The sequence below is a fragment of the Tabrizicola sp. TH137 genome (assembly GCF_002855575.1).
In the GTDB taxonomy this organism is placed as follows: Bacteria; Pseudomonadota; Alphaproteobacteria; order Rhodobacterales; family Rhodobacteraceae; genus Paragemmobacter.
Map to the genome: position 1 here is coordinate 315,736 of NZ_PKRQ01000002.1, position 18,954 is coordinate 334,689.

Here is an 18,954-nt window from a genome sequence, read left to right on the forward strand (position 1 = left end):
TCCAGTTCTATCAAGGCGCATTTCATAGGGCGGGCGTTCGGCCTTTCCGCGGCCCGTCCACGAGAGGCTGCGCCGGTTCGTGTTATTGCGGAAAGGATGCGGCCTTATACAGAAAGGCGGCTGGAGCGCAAGGGTTGGCGGTTTGCGTCAGCGGGCCGAGGCGGGCAGGCCGAAGAGGCGGTCGAAGGCCCAGGTGAAGACCCAGGTGTAGATCAGGAAGGCGACGATCAGCGCGGCCTCGTAGGCAAGCGTCTCCCAGAGGGTCACGGAGAACCACCACATTGTGAGCGGCAGGAGGAAGAGGACGAGACCCGCCTCGAAGAGGATCGCATGCGCGCTGCGCCGGGCGAGGCTGCGGCCCTTGACGGGCTGGCGGGATTCCCAGGCCTCGAACCCGGCGTTGAAGGCGAGGTTCCAGAGCATGGCGACGGTGGAGGCGAGGATGGAGAAGACGAGGCTGCTGCCCGCCGAGGTTTCGGCCATGGCGAGGAGGATGACGGTCGAGAGGAGCACGCCGCCCGCTTCGAAGCTGGTGGCGTAGATCACGCGGCGCAGGCGGGGGTGGTGGTGCAGGGCCATGGTGCGGATGTGCCATGGCGGCGGCGGGGCGGCAAGGGTGCGCCGCGCCCGCGCGCCCGGCGCGTCAGACGCGATAGGCCAGCCGCAGCCCGCCCCAGTGGCGGCCATTGACGAAGATGGGGGCGGAGACGTCCTTCATCAGGGCGAAGGTGCCGCCGCCCATGTCGCGGCGGTAGGATTGCAGCAGGAAGGGTTTCGTGTTGCGCCCTGCGGCCAGACCGACGCGATCGGCGAAGATGCGGCGGTTGCGGCAGTTCGCGGCGTTCCAGGTCGGGTCACCCGGGCGCTGTGGTTGCGAGAATTTGCGGTTATGGGTCGGAAGATAGCCGTTGGTATCTACCGCCGCGCAGAAGACGACCGCGGAGGAGAGGTTCAGCATCGGTTCCTGGATGGCGGGGAGCAGGCGGTCGGTCAGCCCGGTGAAGGCGGCCATGACCTGTTCGGGATCGCTGCCGGGGATCGGCCTGTAGGCGTGATCGAAAAGGTCGCGGAGGGAGAAGCGACCTGCCTCCACCTCGGCGGTGAAGGCGGCGGAGATTTCCTCGGCGGCCCGCTGCACGGCATTGATATAGGGCGTATCGACGGTTTCCACCCCGAGGCGGGCCGTGGAGGACACGAGGCGTTCGCTGGCATCGACAAGATCGGAGAGGCTGGCCTTGGCGGCGGAGAGGCGGCCTGCCGACTGTGTCACCCCGGCGCCGATGCCGTGGAAGCCGTCTTCGGTGGCGGTGACGAGCTTGGTGGCGGTTTCGGTGGTTTCGGTGATCTGGTCCTGCCGGTCGGCGATGGTGAGGACCGCGCCGTCGATTTCGGTCATCACGCGGGCGACATGGCCCGCCTCGCGCTTGACCTGCGCGGCACGGTCGGCGGCGGCGCGGCCGGTTTCGGCGATGGCGGTGATTTCGCGGGTGAGATCGGCGAGATTGCCCTCGATCTGGCGGGTGGCGTCCTGGGTGCGACCGGAAAGCTGTTTCACCTCTTGCGCGACGACCATGAAGCCGCGCCCTGCGGCCCCGGCGCGGGCCGCCTCGATCGAGGCGTTGAGGGCGAGGAGGTTGGTGGTGCGGGCGATGGCGTCGATGTCGCCTGCGGCGCGGGCGACCTTGGTCAGCGCGGTGGTGAGCGCCTCGATCCTTTCGCCGAAGAGCGCGACCTGATTGGCGAGTGCGGTGACATCGGAAAGGGCGGCATCGATTCGGGTCTGGCCCGAGGCGACGGTCTGGCGCGCATCGACCGTGGCGGCGAGGGCCGAGCGGGCGGCATCGCGGATGGCGTCATTGCCGCGCGCGAGCGATTCCGACAGGCCGCGCAATCCGCGCAGGGTTTCCACCTGCTTGGTCATCAGCTTGTCCACATCTTCGACCGCGCCGGAGACATCGGCGAGGGAGACGGAGAGGGTGCCGACTTCGACCGCAATCTCCTGGATCACGGCGGTTTCGGGCATCGAGAGGGCGGCACCTGCCGGGCCAAGCGATGCGGGGAAGGGGCCACGATCCGCGATCAGGGGCATTTCGTCGGTGGAAATGTCTTTCATGGTCACCTTGTCATGGGCTGGAGGCCTGCGACCCGGTGCGGGCAGCAGTTCGCATTGGATAACGACGATACTGGCCGGTGGTTTACCGATGGTTGAGCGGTTTGCAGAAGTCGTGCCAGTTCAGCCGCGGATGGCGAGGCCGCCGCGGGGCTGAGGGCAGGGTGGGCCGGAGATTGCGCGGCAGAGGCGCATTGGGTAAGCCGGGGGGCGGGCCGGGAGAGGGCCGGGTGATGAAGGAGGGGCGGGCGATGAGCCGTGCATTCGTGTTTCCGGGCCAGGGGGCGCAGACCATCGGGATGGGGCGGGCGCTGGCCGAGGCCTATCCGGCGGCGAAGGCCGTCTTTGACGAGGTGGATGCGGCACTGGGAGAGAAGCTGTCGGCGCTGATCTGGGAAGGCGACATCGCGGAACTGACGCTGACGCAGAACGCCCAGCCGGCCTTGATGGCAACCTCGATCGCGGCGCTGCGGGCGCTGGAGGCGGAAGGGATTTCGGTCGCCTCCAATGCGGCCTTTGTGGCGGGTCATTCGCTGGGCGAGTATTCGGCGCTGTGCGCGGCGGGGGCCCTGAGCCTGTCCGATACCGCGCGGCTGCTGCGCATCCGGGGCCGCGCGATGCAGGAAGCGGTGCCGGTGGGCGTGGGGGCGATGGCCGCGCTGCTGGGGCTGGATTTCGAGGCGGCGGTGGCGGTGGCGTCGGAGGCGGCGCAGGGCGAGGTCTGTCAGGCGGCGAATGACAACGATCCGGCGCAGGTGGTGGTCTCGGGCCACAAGGCAGCGGTGGAGCGGGCGGTGGAGATCGCCAAGACCAAGGGGGCCAAGCGCGCGCTGCTCTTGCCGGTGAGCGCGCCGTTCCATTGCGCGCTGATGCAGCCTGCCGCGCGGGTGATGGCCGAGGCCTTGGCCGCCGTGGTGGTGGAAAAGCCGGTGGTGCCGGTGGTGGTGAATGTGCGGGCCGAGGCGGTGACGGAGCCGGACCGCATCCGCGACCTGCTGGTGGCGCAGGTCACGGGATCGGTGCGCTGGCGCGAATCCGTGATCTGGATGGAGGGCGCGGGGGTGTCCGAGTTCTGGGAGATCGGTGCGGGCAAGGCGCTGTCGGGGATGATCAAGCGGATCGTGTCGGGCGAGGTGTCCTTGCGCGCGGTGGGCACGCCGGAGGATGTGGCGGCTGCGAAGGGCTGAAGCCGCGCCGGGACGGGAGCGGGGCGGCGTGCCGCTGCAAGCCTTTCCTCTCGCCTCCGCATCCGCTCCGGCTCGGGTTCGGGGGGCCTGTGCGGCCCCCGGCGCCGCAAGGGCGGCGCCTCCGCCTGCGGGAAATCTGGGGACAGAAAATGGACGAACAGACTGTCGTGGTTGAGGGCTTCGGGCGGCTGCCCTGTCTTTCCTTCGGGTCGGAGGGGATGCATGCGCGGCTGGCGGCGCTGGTGATCGCCGGGCGCAAGCGGGCGACGGTCTGGGATGGGCGGGAGGAGAACCCGACGGAGCCGGGCATGCGGTGGGCCGTGATGGCCGATGGGCGGGCCGTGGCGGTGATCGAGACGGTCGCCGTGGGGCGGCGGCGCTATGACCAGATCGACGAGGCCTTTGCCGCGCTGGAGGGCGAGGGGGACGGATCGCTGGCCTTCTGGCAGGCGGCGCATGAGGATTACTTCCGCAAGGCGGGGGTCTTTGCGCCCGACATGTGGCTGTGGTGGGAGGAGTTCCGCCTGGTCGCGGTGATCGACGCGGAGCTTGCTGCTGCGGCGGCGGAGCATGTGGCGGCGGAAGAGGCGGAGGCGCGGGCCCTTCTGGCGGCGCGGGCGTGACGGGTGGCGCGGCGGGCGGGATGCTGCTAGGACGACGCCCAAGATTTTCGCAAGGGAGCTGTGGATGTTCGATCTGACGGGGAAGGCGGCGCTGGTCACCGGCGCTTCGGGCGGGATCGGGGCGGAGATTGCCCGGGCGCTGCACGGCGCGGGTGCGACGGTCGGGCTGTCGGGCACGCGGGTGGAGCCTCTGGAGGCGCTGGCGGCGGAACTGGGCGGGCGGGCGCATGTGCTGCCTTGCAACCTGTCGGTGGCGGAAGAGGTCGAGGGGCTGGTGAAGCGGGCCGCCGAGGCGATGGGATCGGTGGATATCCTTGTAAACAATGCCGGAATCACGCGGGACGGCCTTGTGATGCGGATGTCGGACGAGGATTGGGCGAGCGTGCTTGACGTGAACCTGACCGCGACCTTCCGGCTGTGCCGGGCCTCCATCCGGGGGATGATGAAGGCGCGCTGGGGGCGGATCGTGAATATCGGGTCGGTCGTGGGGACCACCGGCAATGGCGGGCAGGTGAACTATTCGGCGGCGAAGGCGGGGCTTCTGGGCCTGTCGAAATCGCTGGCGGCAGAGGTGGCGAGCCGGGGGATCACGGTCAATGTGGTGGCGCCGGGCTTCATCGCCACGGCCATGACCGACAAGCTGAATGAGGAACAGAAGGCGCGCATCCTGACGGCCGTTCCGGCGGGACGGATGGGCGAGGCGGCGGAGATCGCGGCGGCGGTCCTCTATCTTTCCTCGCAGGAAGCGGCTTATGTGACCGGTGCCACCTTGCATGTGAATGGCGGGATGGACATGGTCTGAGGATCGTGCGCGCCGAAGGCACCATGGAAAGCGTTTGCCTTGCGGGAACGCCCTTGGTATAGGCGCGGCGAAAGGCCCGGGCGAAACCCGGCCAACCCGCCTGCAATGGCGGGGAAGATGCCCTTCGGGGCAGGGACAAGGGACGGGCGCGCCCGCCACGGAAAAGAGGAAGAGACATGAGCGACATCGCCGCACGCGTGAAGAAGATCGTCGTCGAGCATCTGGGCGTCGAAGAGGACAAGGTGACCGAGAACGCCTCGTTCATCGACGATCTGGGCGCGGATTCGCTCGACACGGTCGAGCTGGTGATGGCCTTCGAGGAAGAGTTCGGGATCGAGATTCCGGATGACGCGGCCGAGACCATCCAGACCTTCGGCGATGCGGTGAAGTTCATCTCGGAAGCCGCCTGATCCGATCCGGATCCTGTGGATGACGGGCGTCCCAAAGGGGGCGCCCGTTTTCTTTTGCGCCAGGGCCAGGCCTTTGGGCTGGCTTGTTAATCCGGGTGCCGGGCGGAAATTGGCTGTGCCGTGCTTCGTGCCGCATCCTGTGCCGCAAACTGTGGCCACGCGCGGGGGGATTACGGGGCGTTAAGGTTAATGCGCCGGGGTCGGGGTGATGGCGGCGGGTGGTTGGGATAGGTCTGGGTTATGGGTGGCGGCGGTCCTGCGGGCGGGGCAGGCTGACGTCGTTTCGGGGCTTCCCGCGCGCTCACCATCAGGAGGCGGTTGGTGCCCGGCCCATGAGCGTCGCGCGGGTGGATGCGTTGGACGGGGGGCTGTCTGCCCCCCACGGCGCGTTCGCGCCTCCCCCCGAGGATATTTTTGGACAGAAAGTGGGTGGGGCGTGGCGGGGTGCAGCGCGTCGTTTCGGGGTTTTGCGGGGTGCTGCCTTTGGGAGTGGGTTGATGCCCGGCCTTTGGGCGTCGCGCGGGTGGATGCGTCGGACGGGGGGCTGTCACCCGGCCCGATGGTGAGACCATCGGGCGTTCCACGCTGGCGATCTTCCACTGGAAGATCGCCCGGGCGCGTCTCACCCCCCCCACGGCGCGTTCCGCGCCTCCCCCCGAGGATGTTTTCAGACAGAAGGTGGGTGGGTCGTTCGGGAGATGGTTTGCGGGGCAAGCTTGGCGGGGACGTGGGGGGGATGCGGCGGCCGAGGACGCGGGCGTCGGGGCGAAATGCGCGGAGGCAGGAGGTGGGGGCGGTCAGGCGCGCGGGGGAAGCGTGGCCTGCAGGCGGGCGGCGGGCAGGGCGGTTTCGGCATAGGTGAAGGTGCCCTGTTCTAGCACCTCTTGCGCGGCGCGCATCAGCCCGCCCCAGGCGGCCCGGGCAAAGGAGCCGCCCACGCTGATCCGGCGGACACCGGCGGCGGCGAGGTCGGCGGTGCTGTAGAGCGGGCCGCGCAGGCCCATGACCACATTCACCGGCCGGTCCACCGCCGCGCAGAGGCTGCGGATGGCGGCGAGATCGGGCAGGCCGGGGGCATAGAGGACATGCGCCCCCGCCTCGGCATAGGATTGCAGGCGGCGGATCGTGTCATCGAGATCGGGGCGGCCGCAGAGGAAATTCTCGGCCCGGGCGGTGAGCAGGAAGGGCAGGCCATGGGCGGCCTCGGCCGCGGCGCGGATGCGGTCGGTTGCAAGGCCCGCGTCGAGGATGGGGCTGGCGGGATCGCCGGTCGCATCTTCGATGGAGCCGCCGACAAGGCCGCGGGCGGCGGCAAGGCGGATCGTTTCGGCGCAGGTCTCCGGTGCGGTGCCGAAGCCGTCTTCCAGATCGGCGGAAACCGGCAGGTCGGTGGCGGCGGCGATCTCGGCGGCGTTGTCGAGGATTTCGTCACGCGAAAGCTCGGCGGCGGAATCGCGCTTGCCGCGGGCGAAGGCATAGCCCGCGCTGGTGGTGGCAAGCGCCTTGAAGCCGAGGCTGGCGAGAAGCCGGGCGGAGCCGGCATCCCAGGGGTTGGGCATGACGAAGCAGGGACCGCTGTCATGCAGGGCCTTGAAGGCGGTGAAGCGGCTTTGCGGATCGGTCATGGCGCGGGCCTTCTGGTGGCGCCGGCTCAGGGTAGGTGGAACGAAAGAGGAACGCAAGTGGCAGGGGCGCGCGGGGTTGGATCGGGTGCCGCGGAGGGGCGGGGGGGGAGTTGCCGCCCGTCTGCCCTGGCAGGCCCGTCCGGACCGGCGGGGAGTGGCGGGCGCGGGGGGGCTGGCGGTGGGGCCGTGTTGCACGGGCCTGCCCCCCCGTGTATCACCCCTGCGGGAAGCTTTCATTGCGGAGGGGCGGGATGCGTCGGGTCGTTGTCACGGGTCTGGGGATGGTCACGCCGCTGGCCTGCGGGGTGGAAGAGACCTGGAGCCGACTGCTGGCCGGGAAATCCGGGGCGGGGCCGATCACGCGTTTTGATGCGTCGAATGTCGTGACGCAATATGCCTGCGAGATCCCTTTCGGCGATGGCAGCGACGGCACCTTCAACCCCGATGACTGGATGGAGCCGAAGGACCGCCGCAAGGTGGATGACTTCATCCTTTACGGGATGGCCGCGGCTGAACAGGCGGTGCGGGATTCGGGCTGGATGCCCGAGGATGAGGACGGCCGGTTGCGGACCGGCGTCATGATCGGGTCTGGGATCGGGGGGCTGACCTCGATTGCCGAGACGGCGGTGCTGATCAAGGAGAAGGGGCCGAAGCGGGTGTCGCCCTTCTTCATTCCCGGTGCGCTGATCAACCTGATTTCGGGTCAGGTGTCGATCCGCTTTGGATTCAAGGGGCCGAACCATGCGGTGGTGACGGCCTGTTCGACAGGGGCCCATGCCATCGGGGATGCGGCGCGGCTGATCCAGTGGGGGGATGCCGATGTGATGGTGGCGGGCGGCGCGGAGAGCCCGATTTCGGAAATCGGGATTGCCGGGTTCAATGCCTGCAAGGCGCTGTCCACCAAGCGGGCGGAGGATCCGACGAAGGCCTCGCGCCCCTATGATGCCGACCGCGACGGGTTCGTGATGGGCGAAGGCGCGGGTGTGGTGGTGCTGGAGGAGTACGAGCACGCCAAGGCGCGCGGCGCGAAGATCTATGCTGAGGTGCTGGGCTATGGTCTGTCGGGGGACGCCTATCACATCACCGCGCCGAGCGAGGATGGCGATGGCGGGTTCCGGTCGATGAGTGCCGCGCTGGCGCGGGCCGGGCTGCGGCCGGATCAGGTGGATTACATCAACGCTCATGGCACCAGCACCATGGCCGACACGATCGAACTGGGCGCGGTGGAGCGGTTGCTGGGTGATGCGGCGGGCAAGGCCACGATGTCATCCACCAAGTCGAGCATCGGGCATCTTCTGGGGGCGGCGGGCGCGGTGGAGGCGATCTTCTGCGTGCTGGCGATCCGCGATCAGGTGGCGCCGCCGACGATCAACCTGGACAATCCGGCGGTTCAGCCGAAGCTGGACCTTGCGGCGAACAAGGCCGTGCGGCGGAAGATCGACGTGGCGCTGTCCAATTCCTTCGGCTTTGGCGGGACCAATGCCAGCCTTGTGCTGGGGCGGGTGGCGGGCTGATGTGGCGGTCCATCGCGTCGAATGCGCTGACGCTGTTCATCGTGCTCTTGGTGATGGCGGCGGGGCTGCTGGCCTGGGGGCGGGAGGAGTTTGCAGGCTCTGGCCCGCTGGAACAGGCGATCTGTTTCCGGGTGGAGCGGGGGGATTCGCTGTCGGGCGTCAGCCGCGCGCTGGAGGAACAGGGGGCGATTTCGGATGCGCGCATCTTCCGGATCGGGGCGGAATATTCGGGCAAGGCGGATGATCTGAAATTCGGCTCCTACCTCGTGCTGCCGGGGGCGAGCATGGCGCAGGTTTTGGACTCGGTGACGGCGGGCGGGCAATCCACCTGCGGGCGCGAGGTGAATTTCCGGATATCGGTGGCGAGTTCCGAGGTGGTGCTGCGGCAACTGGACCCGGCGACGAACCGCTATGTAGAGGTGGTGGCCTTTGACCCGGCGGTGGAAGCGGCGCCGGAGGAGTATCTGGCGGTGGCGGAGGCGGATGACATCCGCTGGCGCGTGACGCTGGCCGAAGGGGTGACGAGCTGGCAGGTGGTGGATGCGCTGCGGCGGGCGGAGTTCATGACGGGCGAGATTGCCGAAGTGCCGCCGGAGGGGACACTGGCGCCGGACAGCTATGAGGTGGCGCGGGGCGCGGATCGGGCGGAGCTGCTTGCGCTGATGGCGGAGCGGCAGGCGGCGACCCTGGCGGAGCTTTGGGCGAACCGGGTGGAGGGGCTGCCCTATGACACGCCGGAGGAGGCGCTGATCATGGCGTCGATCATCGAGAAGGAGACCAGCGTGCCGGAGGAACGGCGGCGGGTGTCGGCGGTGTTCGTCAACCGGCTGGAGCAGGGGATGCGGTTGCAGACGGACCCGACGGTGATCTATGGCGTGACGCGGGGCGAGGGCGTGCTGGGGCGCGGGCTGCGGCAGAGCGAGCTGCGCCGCGAGACGCCGTGGAACACCTATGTCATCGACGGGCTGCCGCCGACGCCGATTGCCAATCCGGGGCGGCTGTCGATCGAGGCGGCGCTGGACCCGGAGGACAGCGATTACCTGTATTTCGTGGCGGATGGTACGGGTGGCCATGCCTTTGCGCGCACGCTGGCCGAGCATAACGAGAACGTGGCGCGCTGGCGGGCCATCGAGCGGGAGCGCGGGGCGCAGGAGGAATCGGGCGTGCAGGATTGAGCCTCTGGCCGGGCCGAAAGGTTAAGGCGGGGTTACCGGAACGTTCGGTAAGCCATTGATATCGGTTGTAAAATAGCTTGACTCTGCGGCCGGTCTGGCGTAGGACTTAAGCCATGATGGAATAGGTGGGCAAGCGGCCCGGGGGTGACCCCGGCGCCGCTTTTCCTTTTCCGCCTTTCGGGGTGACAGGGGGCGGGCCGTTCGATGCAGGATGGAAATGGGCGGGCCTCGGGGCGGGGCATGACCGAGGCGCTGGATCATGCGCTGGAGGTGCTGGACCGGGCGGCGCGCGATCTGGCCGTGGCTTTGGCCGGGGTGATGACAGACCAGGGCGAGGGCGCGGATCGGGCGCGGCGGGCCGTGGGCGAGTTGCAGATGGCCCTGGCGGTGGTTCTGGATGAGAGGGTGAGAGTTGACAGGTTTCGCAACGAAGTGGCCGGCGTCGTCGGAGGGCGTGCCCTCGACCTCGATGCTGCGCGGGTTGAGATCGGGCGCCGTCTGGCTCGCCTCCGCGACGCCGGAGGTGGTGCATGAGTTCCTGCACGGGCTGAGCGAGGCGGCCTTCCTGGCGCTGCCCTGGCTGTTCGAATTCTGGGCGCTGCCGCATCAGATCGCGCCGGATGGCGCCTGGCGGACATGGGTCATCATGGGAGGGCGTGGCGCGGGCAAGACGCGGGCCGGGGCGGAATGGGTGCGGGGCCAGGTCGAGGGGGCCGGGCCTGCCGATCCGGGCCGGGCGCGGCGCGTGGCGTTGGTCGGCGAGACGGTGGATCAGGTGCGGGAGGTGATGGTCTTTGGCGAAAGCGGGATCATGGCCTGCGCGCCGCCTGACCGGAAGCCGGATTGGGAGGCCGCGCGCAAGCGGCTGGTCTGGCCGAATGGCGCGGTGGCGCAGGTGGTTTCGGCGCATGATCCCGAAAGCCTGCGGGGGCCGCAATTCGATGCCGCCTGGGCGGATGAACTGGCGAAATGGCCCAAGGCGCAGGAGACATGGGACATGCTGCAATTCGCGCTGCGGCTGGGCGAGATGCCGCAGGCGGTGGTGACGACGACACCGCGCAATGTGGCGGTGCTGAAGGCGGTGCTGAAGAACCCTTCGACAGTCGTGACCCATGCGCCCACGGGCGCTAACCGGGCCAATCTGGCGGAGAGCTTTCTTGCCGAGATGGAGGCGCGCTATGGCGGCACGCGGCGCGGGATTGAAGAGCTGGACGGGCTGCTGGTGGAGGATGCGGACGGGGCGCTTTGGCCGCGTGAGGTGATCGCGGCGGCGCAGGGGGTGCGGGTCTCGGCGATATCGCGGATCGTGGTGGCGGTGGACCCGCCCGCCAGCAGCGGCGCGGGGGCGGATGAATGCGGCATCCTGGTCGTGGGGGCCATGCTGGACGGGCCGCCGCAGGACTGGCGCGCGGTGGTGATGGAGGATGCGTCGGTGCAGGGCCTTGGCGCGGCGGGCTGGGCGGCGGCGGCGGTGGAGGCCTTTCGCCGCCATGCCGCCGACCGGATGGTGGCCGAGGCGAATATGGGTGGCGATCTGGTGGCGGCGGTGATCCGGCAGCAGGAGGCCTTTCTGCCGCTGACGCTGGTTCATGCCAGCAAGGGCAAGGTGGCGCGGGCGGAGCCTGTGGCGGCGCTGTATGAACAGGGGCGCGTGGCGCATGGGCCGGGGCTGGCGCGGCTGGAGGCGCAGATGGGGCAGATGACGCGGGGCGGCTTTGTCGGCCCGGGGTCGCCGGATCGGGTGGATGCGCTGGTCTGGGCGCTGACCGAGTTGATGGTGGATCGCGCGGCGGCCTGGCGGCGCCCGCAGATGCGGAGCCTGTAGGTTTCATCGGAATTTCAGAGGATTGCGCCGGTGTCTTGAGACAGCCGGATGAGGGGGCGTGGAATGGTGTTGCGGTTTCTGAGGAAGGCCCCGGTGGTGCAGGCGGTGCCGGAGCGGAAGGCCAGTGCCGCGGGGCGCGTGGCCGTCTGGGGCATGGGGGGGCGTGCGGTCTGGTCGGCGCGGGATGCGGGCAGCCTGACGCGGACGGGGTTCATGGGCAACCCGGTGGGGTTTCGGGCGGTGCGGCTGATTGCCGAGGCGGCGGCGGCGCTGCCCCTGATCGTGCAGGATGCCGAGCGGCGCTATGAGGCGCATCCGATGGCGGCGCTGCTGGCGCGGCCCAATGCGGCGCAGGGGCGGGCGGAACTGCTGGAGGCGGTTTACGGGCAGTTGCTGCTGTCGGGGAATGCCTATCTGGAGGCGGTGCCGGGGGATGGGCTGCTGCCGGGCGAATTGCATGTGCTGCGGTCTGACCGGATGGCGGTGGTGCCGGGGGCGGATGGCTGGCCCGTGGCCTTTGATTACACCGTCGGGGGGCGGGTGCATCGGTTCGGCGTGACGGGGGAGGCGCCGCCCGTCTGCCATATCCGCAGTTTCCATCCGCAGGATGACCATTACGGCTTTTCGCCCTTGCAGGCGGCGGCGGTGGCCATCGACGTGCATAACAGCGCGAGCGCCTGGTCGAAGGCCCTGCTGGACAATGCGGCGCGGCCTTCGGGGGCGATTGTCTACAAGGGGGCGGATGGGCAGTCGATGTTGACGCCGGATCAATATGACCGGCTGGTGGGCGAGATGGAGGCGCATCACCAGGGCGCGCGGAATGCGGGGCGGCCGATGCTGCTGGAAGGGGGGCTGGACTGGAAGCCGATGGGGTTTTCGCCCAGCGACATGGAGTTCCAGAAGACGAAGGAGGCGGCGGCGCGCGAGATTGCCACGGCCTTTGGCGTGCCGCCCATGCTGCTGGGGATACCGGGCGATGCGACCTATGCGAATTATGCCGAGGCGAACCGGGCCTTCTATCGGCTGACGGTGCTGCCACTGGCGGCGCGGGTTCTGGCGGCGGTGTCGGGCTGGCTCTCGGCGCATCAGGGGGAGGCGGTGGAGATGCGGCCGGACCTCGACATGATCCCCGCGCTGGCGGTGGAGCGGGATGCGGCCTGGGCGCGGGTGGCGGCGGCGGATTTCCTGACGGCGGCGGAGAAGAGGGCGGCGCTGGGTCTGCCGCCGCTGGAGCCGGGATGAAGGGGGCGGGGCCGGCGGGCGGGTCGCGGTTCCTGTTCGACAGTTTCGATCCGACGACGGCGCGGATCGAGGCGCATGAGCGCGTGAGCGAGGAGCGCTGGACCGCGCTGGATTACCGGCTGGGCCATATCGAGGCGGCGCTGGAGCGGCTGGAGCGGCGGCTGTGGCTGATGGTGTTCGGGGTGGCGGCCTTCCTGCTGGCGCAGGGGGCGGAGGCGGTGGTGATGGCGGCTTTGGTGAGGTGAGCGATGTGGGAGCGGAAGGACATGCGCGGGGCCGGGCTGGTGATGAAAGGCGCGGCGCTGGAGGGATATGCCTCGGTCTTCGGGGTGGTGGACCGGGGCGGAGATGTCGTGTTGCCAGGGGCTTATGCGGCGTCCTTGACGCGGATGGCGGCAAGCGGGGGCCGGGTGCGGATGCTGTGGCAGCATGATCCGGGCCAGCCCATCGGGGTATGGGACGAGGTGCGCGAGGATGCGCGGGGCCTGTGGGTGAAGGGGCGGTTGCTGACGGAGCTGGAGAAGGGGCGCGAGGCGGCGGCGCTGCTGGCGGCGGGGGCGATCGACGGGCTGTCGATCGGGTATCGCACGGTGCGGGCGGAGCGGGGGCCGCAGGGGCGGCGGCTTCTGGCGGAAGTGGAGTTGTGGGAAGTGTCGCTGGTCACCTTTCCGATGCTGCCTGCGGCGCGGGTGGCGGTGAAGGGGGCGGCGGGAGAACTGGTGGCGGCGCTGAAGGCAGCGCGGGCCGGGTTGGCGGCGCGGTAGCGCCTTTCGGAGGGAAAGCGATGGAGTGGATGCAGACTGCCGGGGAGGCCCCCGGCGGGGCGGATGCGGCTGTGGAAGTGAAGGCGGCGCTGGCGGATTTCGTCAGCGAGGTCAGGGCCTTTCAGGGTGAGGTGAAAGTGTTGGTGAAAGAGCAGCAGGAGCGTGTGGCGATGCTGGATCGCAAGATGGCGGGGCATGGCCGCCCGCCTTTGGCGGCGGCGGCGGAGGCGGGGGTGCCGCATCGCAAGGCCTTTGCGGCCTATCTGCGGACGGGGGATGATGATGGCCTGCGCGGCATCGTCCCCGAGGGCAAGGCGCTGAATACCGCAGTGGCGGCGGATGGCGGCTATCTGGTCGATCCGCAGACGGCAGAGGCGGTGAAGTCGGTGCTGGTCTCCACCGCCTCCATCCGCGCCATCGCGCAGGTGGTGCAGGTGGAAGCGTCGTCTTTCGACGTGCTGGTGGACCGGTCCGAGGTGGGGTCGGGCTGGGCGACCGAGACGGCGGCGCAGGCCGAGACGGCGACTCCGATTCTGGAGCGAGTGTCGATCCGACTGCATGAACTGTCAGCCATGCCCAAGGCGAGCCAGCGTCTGCTGGATGACAGCGCCTTTGACGTGGAGGGCTGGCTGGCCGGGAAGATCGCCACGCGGTTCTTGCGGGCGGAATCGGCGGCCTTTGTTTCGGGCGACGGGGTGGACAAGCCGAAGGGGTTTCTGACCGCGCCGAAGGTGGCGAATGCGTCTTGGACCTGGGGATCGCTGGGCTATGTGCCGTCGGGGGCGGCGTCGGACTTTTCACCAACGAATCCAGCGGATTGCATCATCACCCTCGTCTATGCGCTGGGGGCGGAGTATCGGGCGAATGCGTCTTTCGTGATGAATTCCAAGACCGCCGGAGCGGTGCGGAAGATGAAGGATGCGGATGGGCGCTTCCTGTGGTCTGACGGGTTGGCGGCCGGGGAACCGGCGCGGCTGATGGGATATCCGGTCCTGATCTGTGAGGACATGCCGGATATCGCGGCGGGGGCCCATGCCATCGCCTTTGGCGACTTTCGGGCGGGTTACACCATCGCGGAGCGGCCCGATCTGCGCATCCTGCGCGATCCGTTCAGCGCGAAGCCGCATGTGCTGTTCTATGCGTCAAAGCGCGTGGGGGGCGATGTGACGGATTACGCGGCGATCAAGCTCTTGCGCTTTGCGGTGTCGTGAGCGGTGAGGGGGTGGGGCCTTGGCGGCCCCGCCCCGGTTTGGCAGGCGGGGGTAGGCGTGATGGTGCTGGAAGAGACGGGGGCGGTGCCGGGATCGGCGCTGCCGGTGGCGGCTTTGGCCGATCATCTGCGGCTGGGGACGGCGTTTCAGGGGGACCCGTTGCAGGCGGGGCTGGTGGAGAGCCATTTGCGGGCGGCGCTGGCGGTGATCGAAGGGCGGACGGCCAAGGCGTTGATCGCGCGGGGGTTTCGGCTGGTGCTGGGGGCATGGCGGGGGGAGGGGGCGCAGGCCCTGCCCATCGCGCCGGTGGTGGCACTTGGCGAGATTGCGTTGGTGGACGGGACCGGCGCGCGCCTGGTGCTGGAGGCGGCGCGGTTCCGGCTGGAGCGGGATGCGCATCGGCCCCGGCTGGTGGCGGCTTCGGGGGCCTTGCCGGTGATCCCGACGGGCGGGCGGGTGGAGATTTCCCTGACGGCGGGGTTCGGGGCGGAATGGGGTAATCTGCCGCCCGATCTGCGGCAGGCGGTGATGCTGCTGGCGGCGCAGTTCTACGAGATGCGGCATGATCCGGGGGATGGGGTGGCGGGGCTGCCGGTGGCGGTGCAGGCCCTGATCGAGCGTTGGCGGACGGTGCGTATCCTTGGCGGGGGTGCGGGATGAGGGGGGTGCGGTTGACGCGGCGCCTGACGCTTGAGGTCGCCATGCGCGCGGGCGATGGCGCAGGGGGCTATGCGGAGGTCTGGCAGGCGCGTGGCACGGTCTGGGCCGAGGTCCGGCCCGGCGCGGGGCGCGAGGCTGCGGCCTTGGGGGCGGCGGTGCCGGTGCAGCCTTTGCGGGTGATCCTGCGGGGGTTGCCTCTGGGCCATGACCTGCGGCCCGTGGCGGGGATGCGGTTCCGGGACGGGGCGCGGGCCTTTCGCGTGCTGGCGGTGACGGAGGCGGATGCGGGCGGGCGCTATCTGACCTGCGCCTGCGAGGAGGTTTCGGGATGAGCTATGGGCTGGCTGGGGCGGTGCAGGCGGCGGTGCATGGCGCGCTGCTGGCGGCGGGCGATCTGGCGGGGGTGCCGGTGCTGGATGCCGTGCCGCCGGGTGGGGCTGCAGGGACCTTCGTCCTGATCGGGGCCGAGGAGGTGCGCGATGCCTCTGACGCCACGGGGGCGGGGGCGGAGCATCGGGTGGAGATTTCGGTGCTGTCGGACGCGGCGGGGTTTCAGGCGGCGAAGGGCGTGGCGGCGGCGGTCTGCGTGGCGATGGAGGGCCTCGCCCTGCCGGGGCCGGGGCGGGTGGTTGGCGCGCGGTTTCAGCGGGCGGTGGCGAAACGGTCGGAGGATGGCGCGGAGCGGCGGATCACTCTGGTCTTTCGGGTGCGGGTAGAGGCGTGAGGAGCGTGTGATGGCGGTGCAGAACGGCAAGGACGTGCTGGTGAAGGTGGATCTGACCGGGGACGGCCAGTTCGAGACGGTGGCGGGGCTGCGCGCGACGCGGATCAGCTTCAACGCCGAGACGGTGGATGTGACATCTCTGGAAAGCGCGGGGGGGTGGCGGGAGTTGCTGGCGGGCGCAGGCGTGCGGTCGGCGCAGGTGAGCGGCGCGGGCGTCTTTCGCGATGCGGCGACGGATGAACGGGCGCGGCAGATCTTCTTCGACGGGGAAATGCCGGAATTCCAGGTCATCATCCCCGATTTCGGAGTGGTGGAAGGGCCGTTCCAGATTTCCGCCATCGAATATGCCGGGAGTTACAATGGCGAGGCGACCTATGAGCTGACGCTGGCCTCGGCCGGGGCCCTGGCCTTTACGGCGCTGTGATGGCCAATCCTTTTGCGGGCGAGGTGGAGGTGGTGCTGGATGGCCGGCCCCATCTGGCGAAGCTGACGCTGGGGGCCTTGGCGGAGCTGGAGGCGGCGTTGGGCGAGGACAGCCTGATGGCGCTGGTGGCGCGGTTCGAGGCGGGGCGGTTTTCCACGCGGGATGTGCTGGCGCTGCTGGTGGCGGGGCTGCGCGGCGGCGGCTGGCAGGGGCGCGCGGCCGATCTGATGACGGTGGAGATCGGCGGCGGCCCGGTGGGGGCGGCGCGGGCGGCGGCAGAACTGCTGGCCCGCGCCTTTGCGGTGCCGGGCGAGGGGGCGTGATGGATTGGCCCGGATTGATGCGGGCGGGGATCGGGGGGTTGCGGCTGTTGCCCCGCGATTTCTGGGGTCTGACGCCTGCGGAATTGCGGGTGATGCTGGGGGTGGGGGCGGCGGCGGTGCCGCCCCTGTCGCGCGCGCGGCTGGCGGAACTGGCGGCGGCGTTTCCGGATGGGGAGAGCGGCGATGGAGCGGGACGATCTGGCGGAGCTGGAGGCGCGGCTGGACGGGGCAGTGCCGGTGACGGCGGCCTTTGAGCAGGAACTGACGCGGCTGAGCCAGACCATGCTGTTTACGGGGCGGGAGGTGGGAAGCCTGTCCTCGGCCCTGGGGAGCGGGCTGCGGCGGGCCTTTGACGGGGTGGTGTTCGACGGGATGCGGCTGTCGGATGCGCTGGGGCAGGTGGCGGAAAGCCTGTCGCGGTCTGTCTATGCGGTGGCGATGCGGCCGGTGCAGAACGCTCTGGGAGGGGCCTTGGCGGAGGGGATCAACGGGCTGTTGTCCGGGGTGATGGGTTTCGCCAAGGGCGGGGCTTTTGCGCAGGGCCGGGTGACGCCTTTCGCGCAGGGCGGGGTGGTCAGTTCGCCCACGGTCTTTCCCATGCGGGGCGGGATCGGGCTGATGGGCGAGGCGGGGCCGGAGGCGATTTTGCCCCTGGCGCGGGGCGCGGATGGGCGGCTGGGCGTGCAGGCGGGGGGCGGGGCGCGGCCCGTGTCGGTGGTGATGAACATCACGACGCCGGATGTGAAGGGGTTCGAGCGCAGCCAGAGCCAGATCGCGGCGCAGGCGGCGCGGGCGCTGGCGCGCGGGCAGCGGAACCGGTGAGGGGGTGGTGATGAGTTTCCATGAGGTGCGGTTTCCGGCCAATCTGAGTTTCGGATCGACGGGCGGGCCGGAGCGGCGGACGGAGATCGTCACGCTGGCCAACGGGTTTGAAGAGCGCAACACGCCCTGGGCGCAATCGCGGAGGCGTTATGATGCGGGGCTCGGGTTGCGGTCGCTGGACGATGTGGCGGCGCTGATCGCCTTTTTCGAGGCGCGGCGCGGGCAGCTTTACGGGTTTCGCTGGAAGGATTGGGCGGATTTCAAATCCTGCAAGCCTTCGGCGCGGGTGTCGGCGCTGGATCAGGTGCTGGGGGCGGGGGATGGGGCGGAGCGGGTCTTTGCCCTGGCCAAGACCTATGATCCCTTCGGCACGGCCTTCCGCCGCCCGATCCTGAAGCCGGTGGCGGGGACGGTGGTGGCGGCGGTGGGGGGGGATGCGAAGGTGGAGACGGTGGATTACGCGCTGGACCCTGTGGCGGGGTTGCTGACCTTTGCCGAGCCGCCGGATGTGGGGGCGGTGGTCACGGCGGGGTTTGAATTCGACGTGCCGGTGCGGTTCGACACGGACCGGATCGCGGTGTCGGTCGCGTCCTTTCAGGCGGGAGAGGTGCCATCGGTGCCGGTGGTGGAGGTGCGGCTGTGAGCGGTGCCGAGGCGCTGGCGGCGCATCTGGGGGAAGGCGTGGCGACGACCTGTCTCTGTTGGGCGGTGACGCGGCGGGATGGGGTGGAGATGGGGTTCACCGACCATGACCGCGATCTGGACTTCGAGGGATTCGCCTTCCGGGCGGGCACGGGGATGACGGCGCGGGCGCTGAGCCAGGTGGCGGGGCTGGCGGTGGACAATTCGGAGGCGGTGGGGGCGCTGTCGGATGCGGGGATATCCGAGGCCGATCTGCGCGCGGGGCGCTATGACGGGGCGGTGGTGCGGATGTGGCTGGTGAACTGGGCCGCGCCGGAGATGCGCAGCCTGCGCTTTCGCGGCACGCTGGGCGAGGTGGAGCAGAGGGGGCAGGCATTCCGGGTGGAGTTGCGGGGGCTGTCCGAGGTGCTGAACCGGCCGCTGGGGCGGGTGATCCGGTCGGGCTGCGATGCGGTGGTGGGGGATCGGCGCTGCGGTCTGGACCTGAACGCGGCGGCCCATACGGGGCGGTTCCGGCTGCAATCGGTGACGGAGGGGCGGCGTCTGGTTCTGGAGGCGGAGACGGCCTTTGCGCCGGGATGGTTCGAGGGGGGGCTGTGCCGGTTTCTGGACGGGGCGGCGGCGGGCCTGTCGGGGACGGTGAAGGCCGACCGGGCGGAGGGAGGTCTGCGGTTTGTGGAACTCTGGGAGGAGCCGGGGGCGCAGCCTGGGCCGGGAAGCGTGGTTTCGCTGGTGGTGGGCTGTGACGGGCGGGCGGAGACTTGTCGGCAGAAATTCCAGAATTTCAGGAATTTCCGTGGTTTCCCGCATGTACCGGATGAGGATTGGGTGACCGCTTCGCCAGCGCGCGAAGTGGCGGCGGGGGGCTGAG

General features: G+C 69.7%; 24 protein-coding genes. 21 read left to right on the forward strand and 3 right to left on the reverse strand.

All coding sequences use genetic code 11. The features are described 5' to 3' along the window. Positions 1-147 precede the first annotated feature (147 nt). Positions 148-687 carry a PACE efflux transporter gene (locus C0V75_RS06885; protein WP_216821423.1) on the reverse strand — a complete coding sequence of 180 codons (540 nt, stop codon included), beginning with the start codon at positions 685-687 and terminating at the stop codon, positions 148-150. Further along, complete coding sequence (locus tag C0V75_RS06890; RefSeq protein WP_143710404.1) at positions 644-2,113, reverse strand: methyl-accepting chemotaxis protein; 1,470 nt, start codon at positions 2,111-2,113, stop codon at positions 644-646. The genes C0V75_RS06885 and C0V75_RS06890 overlap by 44 nt, the downstream gene beginning before the upstream one ends. Positions 2,114-2,361: 248 nt before the next feature. Between C0V75_RS06890 and fabD the strand changes: the two genes are divergently transcribed. The 4 genes from fabD (at position 2,362) to C0V75_RS06910 (ending at position 5,132) form a co-directional block, all read left to right on the forward strand. Then, a complete protein-coding gene (gene fabD, locus C0V75_RS06895) occupies positions 2,362-3,297 on the forward strand; it encodes an ACP S-malonyltransferase (RefSeq protein ID WP_101920738.1) in 936 nt (311 codons plus the stop codon). 149 nt (positions 3,298-3,446) lie between these two features. Further along, the gene (locus tag C0V75_RS06900) at positions 3,447-3,920 is read left to right on the forward strand and encodes an ASCH domain-containing protein (protein WP_101920178.1); all 474 of its coding nucleotides are present in this window, start codon (positions 3,447-3,449) and stop codon (positions 3,918-3,920) included. Positions 3,921-3,984: 64 nt separating this feature from the next. Beyond that, on the forward strand, positions 3,985-4,722 hold the full coding sequence (gene fabG / locus C0V75_RS06905; protein ID WP_101920179.1) for a 3-oxoacyl-[acyl-carrier-protein] reductase: 738 nt from the start codon (positions 3,985-3,987) through the stop codon (positions 4,720-4,722). Positions 4,723-4,898: 176 nt separating this feature from the next. Further along, the gene (locus C0V75_RS06910) at positions 4,899-5,132 is read left to right on the forward strand and encodes an acyl carrier protein (RefSeq protein WP_023666215.1); all 234 of its coding nucleotides are present in this window, start codon (positions 4,899-4,901) and stop codon (positions 5,130-5,132) included. Between the two features lie 797 nt (positions 5,133-5,929). On the opposite strand, the gene C0V75_RS06915 is transcribed toward C0V75_RS06910, so the two are convergent. Beyond that, a complete protein-coding gene (locus C0V75_RS06915) occupies positions 5,930-6,757 on the reverse strand; it encodes an oxaloacetate decarboxylase (protein ID WP_101920180.1) in 828 nt (275 codons plus the stop codon). A 251-nt stretch (positions 6,758-7,008) separates the two neighbouring features. Between C0V75_RS06915 and fabF the strand changes: the two genes are divergently transcribed. The 17 genes from fabF (at position 7,009) to C0V75_RS06995 (ending at position 18,953) form a co-directional block, all read left to right on the forward strand. Then, on the forward strand, positions 7,009-8,271 hold the full coding sequence (gene fabF, locus C0V75_RS06920) for a beta-ketoacyl-ACP synthase II (RefSeq protein ID WP_101920181.1): 1,263 nt from the start codon (positions 7,009-7,011) through the stop codon (positions 8,269-8,271). Next, the gene (gene mltG / locus C0V75_RS06925) at positions 8,271-9,446 is read left to right on the forward strand and encodes an endolytic transglycosylase MltG (protein WP_101920182.1); all 1,176 of its coding nucleotides are present in this window, start codon (positions 8,271-8,273) and stop codon (positions 9,444-9,446) included. Before fabF ends, mltG begins: the two co-directional genes overlap by 1 nt. 240 nt (positions 9,447-9,686) lie before the next feature. Next, a complete protein-coding gene (locus C0V75_RS06930; RefSeq protein ID WP_101920183.1) occupies positions 9,687-9,980 on the forward strand; it encodes a hypothetical protein in 294 nt (97 codons plus the stop codon). After that, positions 9,916-11,271, forward strand: coding sequence for a DNA-packaging protein (locus C0V75_RS06935; RefSeq protein WP_101920184.1), 1,356 nt, complete (start codon positions 9,916-9,918; stop codon positions 11,269-11,271). Before C0V75_RS06930 ends, C0V75_RS06935 begins: the two co-directional genes overlap by 65 nt. Before the next feature lie 63 nt (positions 11,272-11,334). Continuing rightward, on the forward strand, positions 11,335-12,513 hold the full coding sequence (locus C0V75_RS06940; RefSeq protein ID WP_101920185.1) for a phage portal protein: 1,179 nt from the start codon (positions 11,335-11,337) through the stop codon (positions 12,511-12,513). Next, complete coding sequence (locus C0V75_RS06945) at positions 12,510-12,758, forward strand: hypothetical protein (protein ID WP_101920186.1); 249 nt, start codon at positions 12,510-12,512, stop codon at positions 12,756-12,758. The genes C0V75_RS06940 and C0V75_RS06945 overlap by 4 nt, the downstream gene beginning before the upstream one ends. Positions 12,759-12,761: 3 nt before the next feature. Further along, positions 12,762-13,277, forward strand: a complete 516-nt coding sequence (locus C0V75_RS06950) for an HK97 family phage prohead protease (protein ID WP_101920187.1) — start codon at positions 12,762-12,764, stop codon at positions 13,275-13,277. Between the two features lie 29 nt (positions 13,278-13,306). Continuing rightward, a complete protein-coding gene (locus C0V75_RS06955; RefSeq protein WP_254216397.1) occupies positions 13,307-14,488 on the forward strand; it encodes a phage major capsid protein in 1,182 nt (393 codons plus the stop codon). A gap of 60 nt (positions 14,489-14,548) precedes the next feature. Then, positions 14,549-15,148: a hypothetical protein gene (locus C0V75_RS06960; protein WP_101920189.1), complete on the forward strand. Its 600-nt coding sequence runs from the start codon at positions 14,549-14,551 to the stop codon at positions 15,146-15,148. 5 nt (positions 15,149-15,153) lie between these two features. Further along, on the forward strand, positions 15,154-15,480 hold the full coding sequence (locus C0V75_RS06965) for a head-tail adaptor protein (RefSeq protein ID WP_371410672.1): 327 nt from the start codon (positions 15,154-15,156) through the stop codon (positions 15,478-15,480). Beyond that, complete coding sequence (locus C0V75_RS06970) at positions 15,477-15,872, forward strand: DUF3168 domain-containing protein (protein ID WP_101920191.1); 396 nt, start codon at positions 15,477-15,479, stop codon at positions 15,870-15,872. The genes C0V75_RS06965 and C0V75_RS06970 overlap by 4 nt, the downstream gene beginning before the upstream one ends. A gap of 10 nt (positions 15,873-15,882) precedes the next feature. Next, complete coding sequence (locus C0V75_RS06975; protein WP_101920192.1) at positions 15,883-16,296, forward strand: phage major tail protein, TP901-1 family; 414 nt, start codon at positions 15,883-15,885, stop codon at positions 16,294-16,296. Beyond that, a complete protein-coding gene (locus C0V75_RS23140; RefSeq protein WP_173861048.1) occupies positions 16,296-16,619 on the forward strand; it encodes a gene transfer agent family protein in 324 nt (107 codons plus the stop codon). The genes C0V75_RS06975 and C0V75_RS23140 overlap by 1 nt, the downstream gene beginning before the upstream one ends. Then, positions 16,619-16,873, forward strand: a complete 255-nt coding sequence (locus C0V75_RS23145) for a rcc01693 family protein (RefSeq protein WP_173861049.1) — start codon at positions 16,619-16,621, stop codon at positions 16,871-16,873. The genes C0V75_RS23140 and C0V75_RS23145 overlap by 1 nt, the downstream gene beginning before the upstream one ends. Further along, positions 16,803-17,441, forward strand: a complete 639-nt coding sequence (locus tag C0V75_RS06985) for a phage tail tape measure protein (protein ID WP_254216398.1) — start codon at positions 16,803-16,805, stop codon at positions 17,439-17,441. The genes C0V75_RS23145 and C0V75_RS06985 overlap by 71 nt, the downstream gene beginning before the upstream one ends. Before the next feature lie 10 nt (positions 17,442-17,451). Beyond that, complete coding sequence (locus C0V75_RS06990; protein ID WP_101920194.1) at positions 17,452-18,084, forward strand: DUF2460 domain-containing protein; 633 nt, start codon at positions 17,452-17,454, stop codon at positions 18,082-18,084. Beyond that, positions 18,081-18,953 carry a DUF2163 domain-containing protein gene (locus C0V75_RS06995; RefSeq protein WP_101920195.1) on the forward strand — a complete coding sequence of 291 codons (873 nt, stop codon included), beginning with the start codon at positions 18,081-18,083 and terminating at the stop codon, positions 18,951-18,953. The genes C0V75_RS06990 and C0V75_RS06995 overlap by 4 nt, the downstream gene beginning before the upstream one ends. Position 18,954: the final 1 nt, after the last annotated feature.